At 42.2% G+C, this 16,492-nt stretch carries 15 protein-coding genes; 8 read left to right on the forward strand and 7 right to left on the reverse strand.

The window, feature by feature from the left end:
* The first annotated feature begins 34 nt into the window (after positions 1–34).
* Entirely contained in the window at positions 35–772 is a 738-nt protein-coding gene (locus F993_RS01560; RefSeq protein WP_004657332.1) for a class I SAM-dependent methyltransferase, read from the forward strand.
* A gap of 54 nt (positions 773–826) precedes the next feature.
* Here the strand turns inward: F993_RS01560 and F993_RS01555 are convergent, their stop codons facing one another.
* The 3 genes from F993_RS01555 to ompR all read right to left on the reverse strand — a co-directional run bounded on the left by F993_RS01555 (position 827) and on the right by ompR (position 4,871).
* Entirely contained in the window at positions 827–2,341 is a 1,515-nt protein-coding gene (locus F993_RS01555; protein WP_004657334.1) for an acetyl-CoA hydrolase/transferase family protein, read from the reverse strand.
* 293 nt (positions 2,342–2,634) lie between these two features.
* Entirely contained in the window at positions 2,635–4,089 is a 1,455-nt protein-coding gene (locus F993_RS01550) for an ATP-binding protein (protein WP_004657335.1), read from the reverse strand.
* A gap of 17 nt (positions 4,090–4,106) precedes the next feature.
* The gene (ompR, locus tag F993_RS01545; protein ID WP_004657337.1) at positions 4,107–4,871 is read right to left on the reverse strand and encodes an osmolarity response regulator transcription factor OmpR; all 765 of its coding nucleotides are present in this window, start codon (positions 4,869–4,871) and stop codon (positions 4,107–4,109) included.
* A gap of 339 nt (positions 4,872–5,210) precedes the next feature.
* Here ompR and F993_RS01540 point away from each other — a divergent pair, with 339 nt between their 5' ends.
* Entirely contained in the window at positions 5,211–7,568 is a 2,358-nt protein-coding gene (locus F993_RS01540) for a Tex family protein (RefSeq protein ID WP_004657339.1), read from the forward strand.
* 109 nt (positions 7,569–7,677) lie between these two features.
* Complete coding sequence (locus F993_RS01535; protein WP_004657342.1) at positions 7,678–8,166, forward strand: hypothetical protein; 489 nt, start codon at positions 7,678–7,680, stop codon at positions 8,164–8,166.
* Between the two features lie 31 nt (positions 8,167–8,197).
* Here the strand turns inward: F993_RS01535 and F993_RS01530 are convergent, their stop codons facing one another.
* Together F993_RS01530 and F993_RS01525 are read right to left on the reverse strand one after the other, a co-directional pair.
* A complete protein-coding gene (locus tag F993_RS01530; RefSeq protein ID WP_004657343.1) occupies positions 8,198–8,941 on the reverse strand; it encodes a hypothetical protein in 744 nt (247 codons plus the stop codon).
* Positions 8,942–9,865, reverse strand: a complete 924-nt coding sequence (locus tag F993_RS01525; protein WP_004657345.1) for a DUF2167 domain-containing protein — start codon at positions 9,863–9,865, stop codon at positions 8,942–8,944. It lies immediately after the preceding gene.
* Between the two features lie 313 nt (positions 9,866–10,178).
* Here F993_RS01525 and F993_RS01520 point away from each other — a divergent pair, with 313 nt between their 5' ends.
* The 3 genes from F993_RS01520 to F993_RS01510 all read left to right on the forward strand — a co-directional run bounded on the left by F993_RS01520 (position 10,179) and on the right by F993_RS01510 (position 12,114).
* Positions 10,179–11,009, forward strand: coding sequence for an AraC family transcriptional regulator (locus F993_RS01520; protein ID WP_004657347.1), 831 nt, complete (start codon positions 10,179–10,181; stop codon positions 11,007–11,009).
* 77 nt (positions 11,010–11,086) lie between these two features.
* Positions 11,087–11,800, forward strand: a complete 714-nt coding sequence (locus tag F993_RS01515; RefSeq protein ID WP_032812781.1) for an AzlC family ABC transporter permease — start codon at positions 11,087–11,089, stop codon at positions 11,798–11,800.
* The gene (locus F993_RS01510; protein WP_004657351.1) at positions 11,797–12,114 is read left to right on the forward strand and encodes an AzlD domain-containing protein; all 318 of its coding nucleotides are present in this window, start codon (positions 11,797–11,799) and stop codon (positions 12,112–12,114) included. Before F993_RS01515 ends, F993_RS01510 begins: the two co-directional genes overlap by 4 nt.
* A 49-nt stretch (positions 12,115–12,163) precedes the next feature.
* On the opposite strand, the gene F993_RS01505 is transcribed toward F993_RS01510, so the two are convergent.
* Positions 12,164–12,919: an SDR family oxidoreductase gene (locus tag F993_RS01505; protein ID WP_004657353.1), complete on the reverse strand. Its 756-nt coding sequence runs from the start codon at positions 12,917–12,919 to the stop codon at positions 12,164–12,166.
* 107 nt (positions 12,920–13,026) lie between these two features.
* Here F993_RS01505 and F993_RS01500 point away from each other — a divergent pair, with 107 nt between their 5' ends.
* A complete protein-coding gene (locus F993_RS01500; RefSeq protein ID WP_004657355.1) occupies positions 13,027–13,911 on the forward strand; it encodes a LysR family transcriptional regulator in 885 nt (294 codons plus the stop codon).
* Between the two features lie 88 nt (positions 13,912–13,999).
* Here the strand turns inward: F993_RS01500 and F993_RS01495 are convergent, their stop codons facing one another.
* Positions 14,000–15,307, reverse strand: coding sequence for a CitMHS family transporter (locus tag F993_RS01495; RefSeq protein ID WP_004657357.1), 1,308 nt, complete (start codon positions 15,305–15,307; stop codon positions 14,000–14,002).
* Positions 15,308–15,723: 416 nt separating this feature from the next.
* On the opposite strand from F993_RS01495, the gene F993_RS01490 reads away from it, so the two are divergent.
* Complete coding sequence (locus F993_RS01490) at positions 15,724–16,488, forward strand: HD domain-containing protein (RefSeq protein ID WP_004657359.1); 765 nt, start codon at positions 15,724–15,726, stop codon at positions 16,486–16,488.
* Positions 16,489–16,492 lie beyond the last annotated feature (4 nt).

Genomic DNA, 16,492 nt, shown 5'->3' on the forward strand with positions numbered 1-16,492 from the left:
GATGACAAGTAGAAAAATTGAAGAATAAACTCGCATGAAAGACTTATTCTCTGAACACAGTGAACTTTATCAACAGGCACGGCCGACCTATCCACAATCATTGGTTAATAGCTTAATCAAGCAACTGAATGGCTTTGCCTGTGCATGGGACTGTGGGGCAGGTTCTGGGCAGTTAACCCAGCTGATCGCTCCCTATTTTAAGCAAGTGGTTGCAACTGATCTCAGTCAAAATCAATTAGATCAGGCCCCAGTATTACCCAATGTGCAGTATTTACAGCAAGCCGCCGAGCAGCCTGTATTTGCAGATCAGTCTTTTGATTTAATTACTGTCGCCCAAGCGATTCACTGGTTTGATTTTGAAAAATTCTATGCAGAAGTAAAACGAACATTGAAGCCAGATGGTCTTTTTGCCGTAATTGGTTATGGCTTAATTCAGTTGGATGATACAGATCTAAATCAGCGAATCGATCAACTCTATCACTATACTTTAAAGGGTTTTTGGGATGCAGAGCGACGTTATATTGATGAGCTTTATCAAAGCATTCCCTTTCCCTTTGAGGAAATCAGCATGCCGCAGTTTCAGATTGAGTTGAGTTGGACAGGGCCGCAATTGTGGGATTATTTAAACACTTGGTCTGCGGTAAAGCATTATCAAGATCAACAGCATGTTAGCCCTTTAGCGAGCTTGCAAGACATTTTACAGATACAGCAGCCGATTGCAGTCCGTTTTCCAATTTTGCTCAGAGTCGGGCGCTTAGCTACTTCTGGATAGAAAAATAAAAAAGCATGTCGGAACATGCTTTTTTATTTGGCTTGACGCGATGCGTTAAGCAGACTTTGCGATAGCTGCAGGCGCTAACATATGACCTGTTTCTTCAAAATTGGCATGCCAAGATAAGGCTTCACGAAGAATGTGGGGGGTATGTCCACCGCGTGCGCAAGCACGGTCAAAGTAATCGTTAAGCGCACCTTGATACAGTGGATGTACACAGTTATCAATAATCACACGGGCTCGTTCACGTGGCGCTAAACCACGTAGGTCAGCAAGACCCACTTCAGTTACTAAAATATCAACATCATGTTCATTGTGGTCGACATGGCTGACCATTGGCACGATTGATGAAATATCCCCGCCTTTGGCAATAGATTTGGTCACGAAGATCGCAAGGTGCGCGTTACGAGCAAAGTCACCTGAACCCCCAATACCATTCATCATCTTGGTACCACAGACATGGGTTGAGTTCACGTTGCCGTAGATATCAAACTCAAGAGCGGTGTTAATGCCAATAATACCCAAACGACGCACAAGCTCTGGATGATTAGAGATTTCTTGTGGGCGTAATACCAATTTGTCTTTGTAGTGTTCAAGGTTACCGAAAACCCGCTCGCCACATTGTGCCGATAAAGTGATTGAGCTGCCCGAAGCAAACTTCATCTTGCCGGCATCAATTAACTCAAACGTACAGTCTTGCAATACTTCTGAATACATGACCAAGTCTTCAAAATTCGAGTCTTTCAGACCAGTAAGCACCGCATTGGCAATTGAACCAATCCCCGCCTGTAATGGGCCTAAGTTTTTCGCTAAACGACCTGCAGCCACTTCCTGTTCAAAGAATTTGATCAAGTGGTTGGCAATGCCTTGAGTCTCAGCATCAGGTGCAGTCACCGTTGATGGTGAATCTGCGGTGTCATTAAAGACAATCCCCACGATTTTTGCAGGATCGATTGGAATCGCAGTCGAACCAATACGGTCATCCACTTGAGTTAATGGGAGTGGTGTACGGGTTGGACGATAAGTCGGGATATAAATATCGTGTAAACCTTCAAAGTTCTCACTCAAAGATGTATTGATTTCGACAATGACTTTTTCTGCAAAAATGGCAAAACTCGCTGAGTTACCGACAGAAGTGGTTGGAACAATATGACCATCCTCAGTAATGGCAACGGCTTCAATCACCGCAACATCTGGGCGTTTAAGCTGCTGATTACGCATCTGTTCAACAGTTTCAGACAAATGTTGGTCGATAAACATCACTTCGCCGTTATTAATGGCACGACGCAAAGTATTATCGACTTGGAATGGCATACGACGTGCAAGAACACCGGCTTCCGTCAATTGTTTGTCTAAGTCGTTGCCGAGGCTTGCACCGGTAATTAATGTGATTTTTAACGGATTTTTTTTAGCTTGTTCAACCAATGCTTGTGGTACAGCTTTCGCTTCACCGGCACGGGTAAAACCGCTCATACCCACCGTCATATCATTTTTAATAAACTGAGCTGCCTGCTCTGCACTCATCACTTTGTCATGCAGTGCTGCAAGACGAATACGACTTAAAGACATCATCCATTCTCAATATTGCTTTTCATTGGATATGGATTTTAGCGCTAAAACATGAAAAGTGAATTGAAATAAGGCTAAGGTCTAATACAGCTGCATACGCTTTATTCATCTGCTTTTCAGTTGCTTATTTTCTGTGTGATATTTGATTGAATTTATACAGGAAAGAAATTTTAGAGCAGGAGGTTTGTTTGGTTTGGACCAGTATAAAACTGAACCAAAGCCAACCCTCCTGCAGCAATTGGACTGAAGACTTTAGTCGAAGAGGCATGACAGACGATGCAGATCAGGTCACGTTAAAAATGCCCTGTTAGCGTCTGTTTTATTTTGTCGATGGCATTGTTCTGTGGCTCGTCACTTGGTGCTATAGGAATCGGGAGGGAAATCACCACTTCCAAACCGCCTTGCTCGCGGTTGCGGATGCTGATCTGTCCTTGGTGAATATCGACAATCCGTTTTACGATCGCCAAACCTAAACCACTGCCTTGAATTGTCCGTGCTGAATTACCACGTACGAAAGGTTGCATTAACTCTTCGACTTGATCGGGTGGAATGCCTTCACCATGATCGGTCACCGTAATTAAGATGTGCTCATCGACATGACTGGCGGATAATTCAATCGGCTCCGCGCCATAGCGTTTGGCATTGTTAATTAAATTGGCAATCAGGCGTTTTAAAGACAAGCTTCGCGCAGGAATGATCGGCAACTCTTGTGCTTCAAAACGGATGTCCAGTGGTTTGAATTGCACCACCAGTTCTTGCAGTAGAGTATTCAGGTTGGTCTCTGTCAGTTCTTCGTCCGAACCATCCCGCATATAGGAAATGAACTGATTGAGAATCGCGTCCATGTCGTCGACATCGTAGATCAGGCCTTCACGGAAAAACTCATCAGGCAGCATTTCTGCGGTCAAACGAATACGCGTCAATGGTGTGCGCAAGTCGTGTGAAATCCCTGCCAACATAATCTGACGATCACGTTCGGTTTGTTCAAGCGTATACACCATATGGTTAAAAGCTTGGTTAACTTGACGGATTTCGAGTGGCCCATGATTGGTGTCGAGATAAGGTGCTTTGCCGGTTTTACTGTAATTGTTGGCTGTATTTTGTAAGCGACGCAAAGGTCGGTTCATTTGCCGAACCAAAATTAAAATAATAATGGACGATACAATGGGAACACCAAATAACCAACCAGCAATCAGTTCAACACTATAATTGGTATAGGTTTTTAAAGGTTCTCTCACCCAGTTCCCGTTCATTTCTGGTGTTTGAATCCAGATGCGTGGAATCGGTTTAAATTTAAAATAAACCGTAACGTTTTCTACACCCAGCTCTTTGGCTAGTTTGGACTCAATTTGATTGGTAAATAGTTCCGCTAAGAATTTATCTTCAACTCTGGGAAATTCTTTGGGATCAGTCACATATTCAATGCCAATACGATTTTTTAACCATGTATCGACATCCACTTCACTATCGCGATGCAGAATTCGAATATCTGGATTATTGACCAGTTCCAATTCAATCGCGAGGTAGCGGGCATGTTGTTGTAACTCTGGAAGATAAAGTGTTCGCCAAAAGAACCACAAAGACATAAACAGGCTAAAGAACACCATGAATAAGACCAGAATGGTGGTGCGCATAGCAGCGGAACGCGGTTTAATTTTATCTAAAAAACGTTCCCATTTGGTTCGTGGCCTTTCTGAATAAGCCGAAAAATCCGTAAATTCTTGTGGATCAATTGGTTCAAGTTTCAACGTTTATTTCCCAAAACTTATTCAGCGCCATCTGGAACAAAAACGTAGCCTACGCCCCAAACGGTTTGGATATAGCGAGCACGCGCAGGGTTATCTTCAATTAAACGGCGTAGACGAGAGACTTGCACATCAATCGAACGCTCCATTGCGCCCCATTCACGGCCACGTGCCAAATTCATTAGCTTGTCACGCGTTAATGGTTCACGTGGATGCTGTACCAATGCTTTCAATACCGCAAACTCGCCCGTGGTGAGGGTAACGACCTGACCTTCACGGGTCAGTGTACGAGTGGATAAATCTAAAGACCATGGGCCAAAGCTGACCACTTCCACTTGTTGGCTCGGTGCACCCGGTACTTCACGCACTTGACGACGTAACACGGCACGGATACGTGCCAATAACTCATTCGGGTTAAACGGTTTTGGCAAATAGTCATCTGCGCCTGCTTCCAGACCGGCAATACGGTCAGAGTCACTACCACGCGCAGTGAGCATGATAATCGGGGTATCGATATTGGATTGGCGTAAACGACGGCAAATGCTTAAACCGTCTTCGACAGGAAGCATAAAATCAAGCACGATAAGCGAGAACAGTTCACGTTGCAGTAAACGGTCCATTTGTGTTGCATCATGGGCAGTTTTTACCACAAAGCCTTTATCTTCCAAAAAGCGTTGTAACAGCGTACGCAAGCGCACATCGTCATCGACCACTAAGATGCGTTCGACCCGGTCTGTCTCATGGTGCACAGTTTCCGTCGATTCGGCAGGTACAACTAAACTCATGATGTGCTCCTTTATCGTTTATTGTCATCGTCTTTATGCAATGCGATTGTGAAATATCAATACAACTTTGAGTATACGATTCATTGCACAGTTTTGGCTATGTTATAAAGCAACAAATATTGCCAATAAAATCAAGAGATAGATACCAAATATATACAGGCAAAATGATGACAATCAATCTATTTTTCAATATTTAGGCGAAAAAATCTTGGTATTTTAGAAACATTCCGAGATTTGCATAAACTACTCTCACAATATTCAAAAAAACAATGGTGGATTTTATAGCCATGAACTTTATAATCAGTGCTTTTAGACTTAACCCTTGTGGAATCAATCACGATGACTGACTTAGTTCAGCAGTTGGCAAATGAACTTGCCGTACGTCCAAACCAAGTAGAAGCTGCTATTCGTTTAATTGATGAAGGTGCTAGCGTTCCTTTTATTGCACGTTACCGTAAAGAAGTCACGCAAGGCTTAGACGATACGCAATTACGTCAACTCGATACACGTTTAACTTATTTACGTGATTTATACGAGCGTCGTGAGAAGGTGATCCAATCTTTACAAGAACAAGATAAATTAAGCGATGATTTATTAGCACGCGTCAATGCAGCAGACACCAAGAATGCATTAGAAGAAATTTACGCGCCATACCGTCCGAAACGGACCAGCAAATCATTTAAAGCAAAAGAGGCTGGCCTCGGGGTGATTGCTGAAAAAATTATTGCTGATCAAGTTGATCCCACTGAAGCTTTAGCGGGCTTTAGCCATGAAGACTACCCAGACGTAGAAAGCCAGCTGGATGCAATTCAGCATATCTTGATTGATGATTGGGCACAAAATATTGCTTTAACCACTGAATTAAAACAAACTTTTGCTAAAACTGCAGTCTTGAAAAGTGCAGTGGCTTCTGATGAGAAAAAAGAAGTTGGTAAAAAGTTCCGTGATTATTTTGAGTTTTCTGAGAACCTCAATAAAGTGCCATCGCATCGTTTATTGGCAATGTTACGTGGTCGCCAAGAAAATGTATTGGGCTTGAAAGTAGATGGCGAAGATGATGCGCCATTGGCTCGTATTGAAACAGAATATAATCTTGAGCAAATTCAACCACAAAGCCGTCAGGATTATTTAAAGCAAACGGCTAAACTGTTCTGGTTAGGCAAAATTCGTCCACAAATCGAACATTCCTTATTAACAGATAAACGTTTGGCTGCCGAAGCTGAAGCAATGGATGTATTTGCTGAAAACTTACGCCATTTATTACTCTCCGCACCTGCAGGCAGTCGCACTACATTAGGGGTAGACCCTGGTATCCGTACTGGGGTGAAGCTTGCTGTGGTCAGTGATGCAGGCGATGTATTGGCGCATAGCACCATCTACCCATTTGCCCCGAAAGAAGATAAAGCAGGCTCGATTGCTGAACTTGCACGTTTATGTCGAGAGTTCCACGTGGAACTTATTGCGATTGGTAATGGTACCGCAAGCCGTGAAACAGAAGCGGTTGTTGCTGAAATGATGGCAGAAAATACCGATTTAAAACTGACACGTATCACTGTAAGTGAAGCGGGTGCATCGGTTTATTCGGCAAGTGAATTGGCATCACAAGAGCTACCTGAGCTTGATGTTTCGATTCGTGGCGCAGTGTCAATTGCACGCCGTTTACAAGATCCATTGGCTGAGTTGGTAAAAATCGATCCAAAATCGATTGGTGTAGGTCAATATCAACATGACGTCAACCAAACCGGTCTCGCAAAAACACTGGATGCTGTGGTTGAAGACTGTGTGAATGCGGTGGGTGTAGACGTGAATACAGCGTCACCCGCGATCTTGGCCTATATTGCGGGTCTAAATAAGTCGATTGCGCAACAAATTGTTGAATACCGTAAAGAAAACGGTCGTTTTGACAACCGTCAGGCATTGAAGAAAGTACCACGTTTAGGTGAGCGTACTTTTGAACAATCTGCGGGCTTCTTGCGTGTGCAAAATGGTTCAGAGCCATTAGATGCCTCAGCCGTTCACCCTGAAAGTTATGGTCTGGTGGAAAAAATTGTTGCAGCAAAAGCGACAACAGTAAAAGACATTATCGGGAATACTGAAATTATTCGCCAAGTCAAAGCCGATGAATTTGTGGATGACAAATTTGGTCTACCGACCATTCAAGACGTTTTGGCTGAATTGGAAAAACCGGGTCGTGATCCACGCCCAGAATTCCGTACTGCAAAATTCCGTGAAGACATTACTGAAGTTGCACAATTGACTGAAGGCTTACAACTTGAAGGTGTTGTGACCAATGTGACCAACTTTGGTGCCTTCGTCGATGTGGGTGTACATCAAGATGGTCTCGTGCATATTTCTGAACTTGCCAATGAATTTGTGTCTGATCCACATAAAGTGGTGAAACCAGGCCAAATCGTGCAAGTACGTGTGATGCAAGTCGACGTGGAACGTAATCGCGTGAACTTGAGTATGCGTGCGGAAGGTTCTGCTCCAGCCAAAGCGGCACGGTCTCAACAGCGTCCTCAACAAGACCGTGCTGAACGTTCAGAACGTAAGCCACAAGGTCAACGTCCACCACGTAAAGAGGGTGATGCTAAGCGTCCACAACATCACAAGCCAAAATCTGAAAAACCACAAGAGCAAAAAATTGGTGGTTTAGGTGCGCTGTTATTGCAAGCTGGGATTAAAGGTTCTAAATAATTGAGCAATTAAATAAAAGCCTCCGAAGGAGGCTTTTATTTTGAGTGAGAGGGTTCTAATTTTTGCATGTCTGTGACGGCAATAAACATAAAAAACGAAGGGTTAAATAATGAAAAAAATATTGTTTGTATTGGCGATTGCAGCTTGGAGCTTTGCTGCGCTGGCAAAAGTCCCTTATAACGCAACCGCTGACTGTCGCTTTGATTATGATGATTTTGATTTTTGCTCCAAACGCAGCATTGCTCAATATAAAGCTGCATTGGCAAAACAGTTGCCAAACTTTGATGCAACAAAAATTTTGCTTAATGTCGGATCAACTCAAGAGATTCGTTATGTGGTAATAGATACGCAAACAGGTGTGGTGTTTCCGTTACGTGATGCAGTCTTAGGCTTTAAAGATGAAAAAGGCGAATTAAACGGTCAGCCTGCATTGATTCAATTTTCGCTTAAACAACCACAACTGTGCATTCAAGGCAGTGTTGATGCCTATCGAGATGCCTATGATAATGTCAAAGTATGCTATCACATGAAAAAAGATTCGATGCTCAAATATGGTCAAGAGATGAGACGGGTTGATCTTCCGGTAATATTAAACTAATTCTTATTTGAATGACCTGCTACGGGCGATTTTATGGATGCTCAAGTGGCGCTTTTAATTGGAGCAGTTGTTGTTCTCTTAATTCGAGCTGAGCAATATTTTTTTCATTTGATGCGATTTTTAATGCTTGGATATCCAGCAGAATCTCATCAAGTAACTGTTGATATTGTTGTGGATTGAGGATTTGAGCAGCGAGCAATATACCATCTGTTTTTGCATGATAATTTAAACTAATTTTTCGTAATAGATTTAATGCAAAAGGAGGGCAGAGTAAGGCATCTAATAATAGTTGCATGATTTTAAGCCAGGAAAGCTGGAGTTTTTTCCTTTTTACAATCACAAACAAAATAGAAATGAGATTTAAACTATAAATAATGACTAAGATGATCGCAACGGCAAGATAGCCTGCTTTAAATAAAATTAAAAAGGGTAAAACCGCTAAGGTCAGCACAAAGATGAAAATATTGATCCATTGCAGCGGCTTTAAGGTTTGGCTGATATTTTTGAGGTGGACAATATCGTGGGTATGAACAACGGGCTCAGGATCTTTGATCTTCCAGGCACATTTAAAAAGGAGTTGATGCGATAAAAGTAGGTTTGGGATGAATAAATATTTACGGAAGACGTTCAGTTGCCGTGAAATCAATTGTGATTTAAAGGGGGATCCCAGCCCCTTTTGAAGATTAAACTCATTATAAAAATAGAGATGAGCCGAGTCATAAATATAGAACCCGAGTATCCCAAGTATAATCAATATGTCGAAGGATAACGACATTTATGATTTCTTTTTATTAAACAAGGAGCGCAGCCATCCACCTACGGCAATTGCCCCTACAGCAATGAATTTCCATGCTGCTGCGAAGAATGCGGCAATCGCAGCCCAGAAACCCTTTTTGGTTGCAACGACCGCTGCACCCCCTGCAATTAAGGCAGCTAGGCCATATTCAGCGACTTTATCACCTTCACGGTATTCTGCGTATTTCTCACCAAAATTATAATCAAAACCCTTTAAGCTGGTTTTAAACGCATTAATATTCTGTGTTAAATGTTCTTCGTCAGATACTAGGGTTGCACTGGTGACGCCAGTACGCCCTAAAATACGAATGGTATAGTTAATGGCTTCATTATTCTCTTCATCACGGATTTTAAGTGCCCACTCTAAACGTTTGGTTTGATTGTCATAATGCGGCGGAACAGCCCAGCCAACGGTATACAATTTTGGATAACCTAAACGTGCACGTTCTTCATTAGATGGTTCATCAGACTCTTTGAGTTGTTTTAATAGGGCATCAGCATCGATTTTCTCATCATCTTTAACATAGCCCGAGGGATCAAAATCAAAGGTCGCCCACCATGAATCATCTGGAGCAACTAAAATATTGGTCGTGCCTGTGGTTAAATTTCCCGTGAGTTCTAGGAATTTATCAGCATTCTTTGGGTCTAAAAATCCTTCATCTTTGAGGGTATTCAACGTTGCGACATTGGCGACATTTTCTTTTTTCGGTCCTAAATGCCAATCTAAGGTTGCCATCGGGTTTTCTGCAGCATTTTGAGTCGTGGTGGTATTGGTTGCAGTTTCTTCTGTTGAAGCCGATGCGTGCACATAACTTGGAATTGTGGTGGTTCCTAATACAGAAAGACTCAGTGCGATTGCATAACTTAAAGGGATTAATTTTTTAGGGTGCAGGGGATTTAACATCGTGTTCTCTCAATTTTTTTGCTTTTGGTTTTATTACAATTTATTGCATAAATTATGTGCGGAGTTTAAAAGATTTTAAATAAAAATTAAATATGTTGAGATGATTATCTTTTTTACTTTCTTTGTATCGGATTATATAAAATAGATTTTTTATTTTAATTCACAATTTAAATGGTTGAATAAAAGCTTATTCATCTGTTTTTATTGAACCGCCAAAATTTATCTTTGTTTTGAACAAATAGCAATTTTGTTCTATACATCTATCTAAATCGCGCTAACCTGACATGATGCAAAGAATTCAAAGGAGGTCTTGATGTCGCGAAGACCTCGTGAGCAAGTCGATTATTTACACCTAGCAGAACTAGGTGGTTTGGAAATGCTGAAAGCAAGTTATTATCAGCAGGAATTTTCACGACATGTTCATGAAGGATTTTGCATTGGTGTGATTGAAGAAGGGGCGCAACGCTTCTATCGCACTGGCGGTAACCATGTTGCACCGCAAGGCGATATTATTCTGGTCAATGCCGATGAAGTACATACGGGTTCTGCTGCGGTTGAAACGGGATGGCGTTATCGTGCCATCTATCCAACCCCAGAAGTATTTTATGAGTTGACACGTGATTTGACCACAATACATGGTACAGCACCTTGGTTCAGAGAAGCCGTATTGCATGATGAAGGGTTGGCACAGCAATTGCGCCTGTTATTCGATTTATTGGAACAACCAAATAATACCTTGCTCAAACAAACCCTATTTTTATCCACCATTGCCTGGTTGGTATCGAAATACAGTCAGGTCAAACCGCACATAACAGACCTGAGTAATGCCAAACAGCGTATCCTTAATATCAAAGAGCTGATGGCGAGTATGCCTGAGCAAGAATTTTCTCTAGCTGAACTTGCAGCAATGGCCAATTTCAGCCAATGGCATTTTTTACGTCAATTTAAAAAACATGTCGGACTATCACCGCATGCGTGGTTGGTGCAAGCACGGTTGCAAAAATCTCAAAAACTGTTAAGACAGGGGCTGCTGTTATCTGAGGTTTCACAGCAATGTGGTTTTTCGGATCAGAGTCATTTTAGTCGGCATTTTCGTCAAACTTTTGGGATTACCCCTGGTGGTTATGTGGCTTATCTCAAATAAAATAGCAATTTTATACAATTCTCATTGATCTATTTTTGGCATAGTCATCAGGTCTTTTATGAGCAATTGTGATGTTGATGTTAAGTGAAAGCATAATCGATGATACGCCGATGAGCATATCGCGGGCATTTCTCAATGGGGTAGTTAAAATACTGCCGCTCTGTTTCGCGGTATTACCGTGGGGACTATTGGCCGGTTCTATGGCAGTGCAAGCAGGTTTGAGCACTGGGCAAGCGATTGGCATGTCAGCCTTGGTGTTTGCCGGCGCCGCACAGTTGATGACCTTGGGTTTGGTGATGGCAGGCACACCAGCAATTACCATTATTATTTCAGTCTTTTTGATTACCACACAGCATTATCTATATGCACTGTATCTGCGTGAAGACATTTCCAAACAGCCTTTAAAACATCGCTTGCTATTGGGCTTTTTGCTGACTGATGAATTATTTGCGGTGAGTATTAAAAAGCAGCAACACTATATTTACTATTTATTGGGTGCTGGAAGCTGTTTTTATCTGTGCTGGGTCCTGTTTAGCATTTGTGGGGTGCTGCTTGCCTCATCAGTGCCGAATCTTGATCAATATCATTTGGACTTTTCTATTGTTGCGACTTTTATCGCCATCGTGATTCCGTTTATTAAAAATATAAATACCTTGGTCGGTGTGTTGGTATCTGTGCTGTTAACCTTGGTTTTTCTGAGTTTAGGGATTAAAAGTGCCGCCATTTTGGCAGGTGTGATCGGCATGTTGACCGCCACTTGTTTACAGAATCTACGGGAGCGTGTGGCATGACTTGGTTTCTCTTAGTTATTCTCGCTTTGGTGGTATTTATGAATCGCTATATTTTGCTAGAACCGAATATTCCGTTGCGATTACCGAAATGGTTTCAACAATCCTTACAGTATTCTGCACCGTGTTTATTGACTGCGATTGCAACGCCGATTGTGTTTATGGATGAACATGGCGCATTTCGTTCGACTTTATTGAATCCATATTTTTTGGCCACGATTTTAACCGTCATCATTGCGTATAAGGTGAAACATACCTTATTGACCATTATCCTGAGTTTGTCCTGTTTCTATGCTTTGGTGTTTTTCTTACCTTAGTCGGTTTGGGCATTGCGCTTGAATGCCCAAACCTTTGTCAATATTCGACTTAACGGGTGGTATAACCACCATTGGCAAAAATGGTTTGTCCAGTGATCCACCAGCCATCCGTCACCAAAAAGCGAACCAAAGGTTCAATATCTTCGATTTTGGTTAAACCACCTAAAGCCGATGCTGATTTATGATAGGCCACGGCTTCAGGTGCTTCCTGACCGTAGAAAAATGGCGTATCCATTGGGCCTGGTGCAACAGCAGTAACGGAGATGCCCCGTTCACCAAATTCTTTGGATGCAGCACGGGTATAATGCTCGACAGGGGCTTTTAAGCCTTCATAGGTTGAATAAAGTCCCGTATACGCTGCAAGTAAACTGGTCACGATGGTGCAGATCTTGCCATTATCATTCAGATGACGACCTGCCGATTGAATAAAGAAATAGGCAATTTTATTGTTGATGTCATTCATGCCATCAAACTCTTGCTCGGTGGTGTCTAAATAGGGTTTTTTTAGCACACGGCCTACCGTATTAATCGCAATATCGACGCCACCAAAGTTTTCTTTCGCGGTGAGAAACAATTGCTCAATATTTTGAATATCGGATAAATCGGCTTGTACCAAGATCGCTTTTGCTCCAAGAGCCTGTACGTCTTTTAAGGTTTGTTCTGCATCGGCTTGCGTGGCAGCGCTGTTGTAATGAATCAATAAATTTGCACCTTGTTCAGCAAACTTACGTGAAATTAAACCGCCTAAGTTTTTTGCGCCGCCTGTGATCAGTACGGTTTTCCCATTTAGATGATGCTGTGACATGTATTTGTCCTGATGTTGTTATGCATAAAAAACATGCTAATTGAATTTATTTGTTTGAAATAGTTGTTAGTATTGAACTGATTGTGCAAAAAAGTTGAACAATAAACATGGATAAGATTGATCGTTTAAAAATCTTTTGCTTAGTGGCAGAGAAACAGTCTTTTGCACAAGCCGCGCTGCAATTGGGATTACCACGTTCCAATGTGACTTATGCGATTCAAACACTGGAAAAAGAATATGAGGTACTACTGTTTTATCGCACTACGCGTAAAGTGGCATTAACCCATGAAGGCAGTTTGTTTTACGATGAAGCCATGCGCTTGGTAACACAGTTAAAAGAGCTGAATCGTTTTAAAACCCATGTGCGTAGTCAGGAAGGTAAGATCAGTATTGGTATGCCGAAACGCTTAGCCACACAAGTTTTGATTCCTCATCTATCTGAATTTTATCAACGTTATCCCAAAGTAAAAGTATTGATGAATGGCAGTGATGATTTTTCTAATTTGATTGAGCAGCAGCTGGATTGTGTGGTACGCGTTGGACAAGTTCAGGATGAATATCTGCTAATTCGTCCCATTACCCAGACCGAAATATGGACTGTGGCAGCACCCCATTATTTGGCAGAGTTTGGTGAACCAAGGGATTTTGATGAGCTGCAACAACACTTCGCTGTGGATTATCATGTTGCCAAACATTATCAGGAATGGAGTGAACTGGAATTTCAAGCGCATCGAGTCAAAATGCCATATCGCTTATTGGTTGAGAATACTGAGGCCTATATTCAGGCAGGCTTAGCCGGTATTGGCATGATTCAGATTCCTGAATTTGATGCAGCGCCTTATGTTGAGCAAGGACAATTACAACGTTTGTTCATCGACATTCCTTGTTTGCAGTTACCTGTTAGTCTTTTGCTGACGGACCGTCAATATCGTCCCAAGTATTTTCAGGACTTTGTCGACTGGTTAGATCCGCTATTAAAAACCAAGTTGTAATGGAAGGGGAAATATCCAATGCATCTGGGCAAAGCAAATAGACAATAAAAAAAGCATACCTGAGTATGCTTTTCCTGTTCGTTAAAGATCAATAGAGGCCCAGTAAGAAACCCACACCTAAGGTAAAGAAGCTAAATAGCCAAATCCAGCCAAATGAATAGCGTAGATGGCGTCCCATATCGGTGCCTGTCAGTCCGACTGCAAGCCAAGTGGCAGGTGAGAAGGGGCTGACAAAGGTCCCTGCATTGTTGCCAATCGCCATGGCATATACCACGGAATCTGCATTCACCCCAGCTGTGGCAGTGACTTCCTGCACAATAGGCAATAAAGCAAAGTAATAGGCATCGGTACTGGTAAAGATGTCCATCGGGACACCCAAAATTCCTACCAGAATGTGCAGACTGGCAATCCATGTGCTTGGCAGGATTTTAATGAGGTCCAAAGCAATCGATTGCAGCATGCCTGATTCAGACAGAATCCCAAGGAAGGCACCTGCCGCAAAAATAATGGCAACCATGCTCAATGCTTGTGGTGCATGACGGCCAATCACTTCAATTTGTGTTTTTGGCTGCGGGAAATTGACAATCAGGACCAATGCAAGGGCAATCATAAATACATAAGGTGCAGAGAACAGACCAAATGCCAAACACACGATGGCAGCAACGATCAGTCCAAGGTTAAACCATAGATTCTTTGGTTTAGCGTCTTCTTGCAGATCTTCAGCCAGATCCTTGGCCATGCAATCTTGTTCAAATGGGGTGGTGCCAAGGGCTTGGGCTGCGAGAATACGCTTTTTCTCACGTAAACCCATGAATACGGCAAACACCATCATCCCTGCTACACCCGCAATCTGAACTGGGATCAAGCTATGCCAGAGTGTGGCAGCATCTAAACCTGTCGCGGCTGAAGCACGTCCCAAAGGTCCGCCCCATGGCACCATATTCATCACGCCCATACTGCCTGCCATCAGTAATAGCATCAGATAGGGACTCATGCCCAGCTTACGATAAAGTGGTAATAAGGCCGGAATAATAATCAAAAAAGTGGCAGCGCCTGAACCATCCAAATGTACAATCGCAGCAATCAGAGTGGTCATCACGGCAACGATGACAACATTGCCACGGGTCATTTGCACCATGCGTTTAATCATCGGGTCAAAGACATGTAATTCTTTTAAAATGCTAAAAAACAAAATGGCGAATAAAAACATGGTCGCCACTTTGGTCACTTTGGCTAGACCGGCTTCAAAGAAACCAGAAATCTCGCTAATCGAAAAACCAGCAATGAGCGCGCCAATAAGAGGAACAATTGACATCGCAACAATTGGACTGGTTTTACCAGACATCAGTAGCGCAACAATTGTCACAATAATTAGAATACCTATCAGCGTCAGCATTATTTACTCCCTAAAGTTGTAACCTCTTGCCATAAAAAAGTGTTAAAAATACACCAAAAATAAAAAATAAAGCGCCGACCATTATGCATAAAAACTTAATTTGTTCTTAAATTTAAGCAGACAAACTAAACGAAAAGGCCAATAAATGAACATTCTGTTTAATTTTTTTGAAATATAAGTTTGAATTCGAGATTGTTTTTTATGAAAAGTGGATCAGTTTTCAGGACAGTTCAAGCTTTTAAAGCTGCAGATTAAATTGTCAAGCACACGTCAAAATAAGAGAGTTGAGTTGAGAGGACACTAGAAACTGTTATATCCAAGCCATAACTAAAAAATCTGCATAATTTTGACTTCTTCAAATTTTTACAGTAAAACATAAATTAGAGTAATTACTCTAATTTTGAGGTTGAATAAAAATGCAGATCGGTCGACAAGCTTGGATGGCACAGAATTTGGGGGATTTATCCTTAAAAGATCGTATGGCACTTTTGAGCTATAGTATTTTACCTGTGCTTAAGCAAAGCATCAAAATGTACAGTTTGGCTTATCGGGATAAACCTGCTACGCAGCATGAATTGGAGGTGGATGATCTGAGATTGCCAGACAGTTCAGATGTGCGACAGGCCTTGGAGAAAATGCAGGATTGCAGTTCGCAAGACTTACAGAACCATTGTCTCAGAACATGGTGTTATGCCACGGCATTTGGCCAAATGCAGCATTTAAAATCTGATGATGAACTACTCGCTGTTTCGTGTTTATTGCATGATTTGGGTATGACAGAACAACATTATCAGCATCATGCGCAGTGTCGTTGCTTTGCAGGTCAAGGCGCTTATGCGGCAAGAGATTGGTCGCTTGAACAGGGGTGGCAATTGCCTCGTGCAGACCAACTGTTTGATGTGATCAGTCTGCATATGAATCCTTATGTTGGGCTCGATGAGGGAGTAGAAGCACATTTGCTGCAACAAGCGGCCAGTTGTGACGTCATCGGTAGTCGCGGTTATGAGTTTTCCAAACAGTTTAGACAGCAATTACAGCTAAGATACCCTCGTCTTGATTTTAATCGGATCATGATTGAATTTACCCTACAAGAAGCACAGCAACGTCCTCGCTCCCGTACTGCCATGCTGGTACAGAGTGGGTTTAAGCAGTTGGTGAACTTCAATCCTTATTTGCAATAACGCT

The sequence above is a fragment of the Acinetobacter proteolyticus genome (assembly GCF_000367945.1).
Classification (GTDB): Bacteria; Pseudomonadota; Gammaproteobacteria; order Pseudomonadales; family Moraxellaceae; genus Acinetobacter; species Acinetobacter proteolyticus.

Excerpts from the sequence above, each read along its gene's own strand:
- F993_RS01560 (WP_004657332.1), top strand. The coding sequence starts at position 35 with ATGAAAGACTTATTCTCTGAACACAGTGAACTTTATCAACAGGCACGG.
- F993_RS01555 (WP_004657334.1), bottom strand. The coding sequence starts at position 2,341 with ATGTCTTTAAGTCGTATTCGTCTTGCAGCACTGCATGACAAAGTGATG.
- ompR (WP_004657337.1), bottom strand. The coding sequence starts at position 4,871 with ATGAGTTTAGTTGTACCTGCCGAATCGACGGAAACTGTGCACCATGAG.
- F993_RS01540 (WP_004657339.1), top strand. The coding sequence starts at position 5,211 with ATGACTGACTTAGTTCAGCAGTTGGCAAATGAACTTGCCGTACGTCCA.
- F993_RS01535 (WP_004657342.1), top strand. The coding sequence starts at position 7,678 with ATGAAAAAAATATTGTTTGTATTGGCGATTGCAGCTTGGAGCTTTGCT.
- F993_RS01530 (WP_004657343.1), bottom strand. The coding sequence starts at position 8,941 with ATGTCGTTATCCTTCGACATATTGATTATACTTGGGATACTCGGGTTC.
- F993_RS01525 (WP_004657345.1), bottom strand. The coding sequence starts at position 9,865 with ATGTTAAATCCCCTGCACCCTAAAAAATTAATCCCTTTAAGTTATGCA.
- F993_RS01520 (WP_004657347.1), top strand. The coding sequence starts at position 10,179 with ATGTCGCGAAGACCTCGTGAGCAAGTCGATTATTTACACCTAGCAGAA.
- F993_RS01515 (WP_032812781.1), top strand. The coding sequence starts at position 11,087 with ATGTTAAGTGAAAGCATAATCGATGATACGCCGATGAGCATATCGCGG.
- F993_RS01510 (WP_004657351.1), top strand. The coding sequence starts at position 11,797 with ATGACTTGGTTTCTCTTAGTTATTCTCGCTTTGGTGGTATTTATGAAT.
- F993_RS01505 (WP_004657353.1), bottom strand. The coding sequence starts at position 12,919 with ATGTCACAGCATCATCTAAATGGGAAAACCGTACTGATCACAGGCGGC.
- F993_RS01500 (WP_004657355.1), top strand. The coding sequence starts at position 13,027 with ATGGATAAGATTGATCGTTTAAAAATCTTTTGCTTAGTGGCAGAGAAA.
- F993_RS01495 (WP_004657357.1), bottom strand. The coding sequence starts at position 15,307 with ATGCTGACGCTGATAGGTATTCTAATTATTGTGACAATTGTTGCGCTA.
- F993_RS01490 (WP_004657359.1), top strand. The coding sequence starts at position 15,724 with ATGCAGATCGGTCGACAAGCTTGGATGGCACAGAATTTGGGGGATTTA.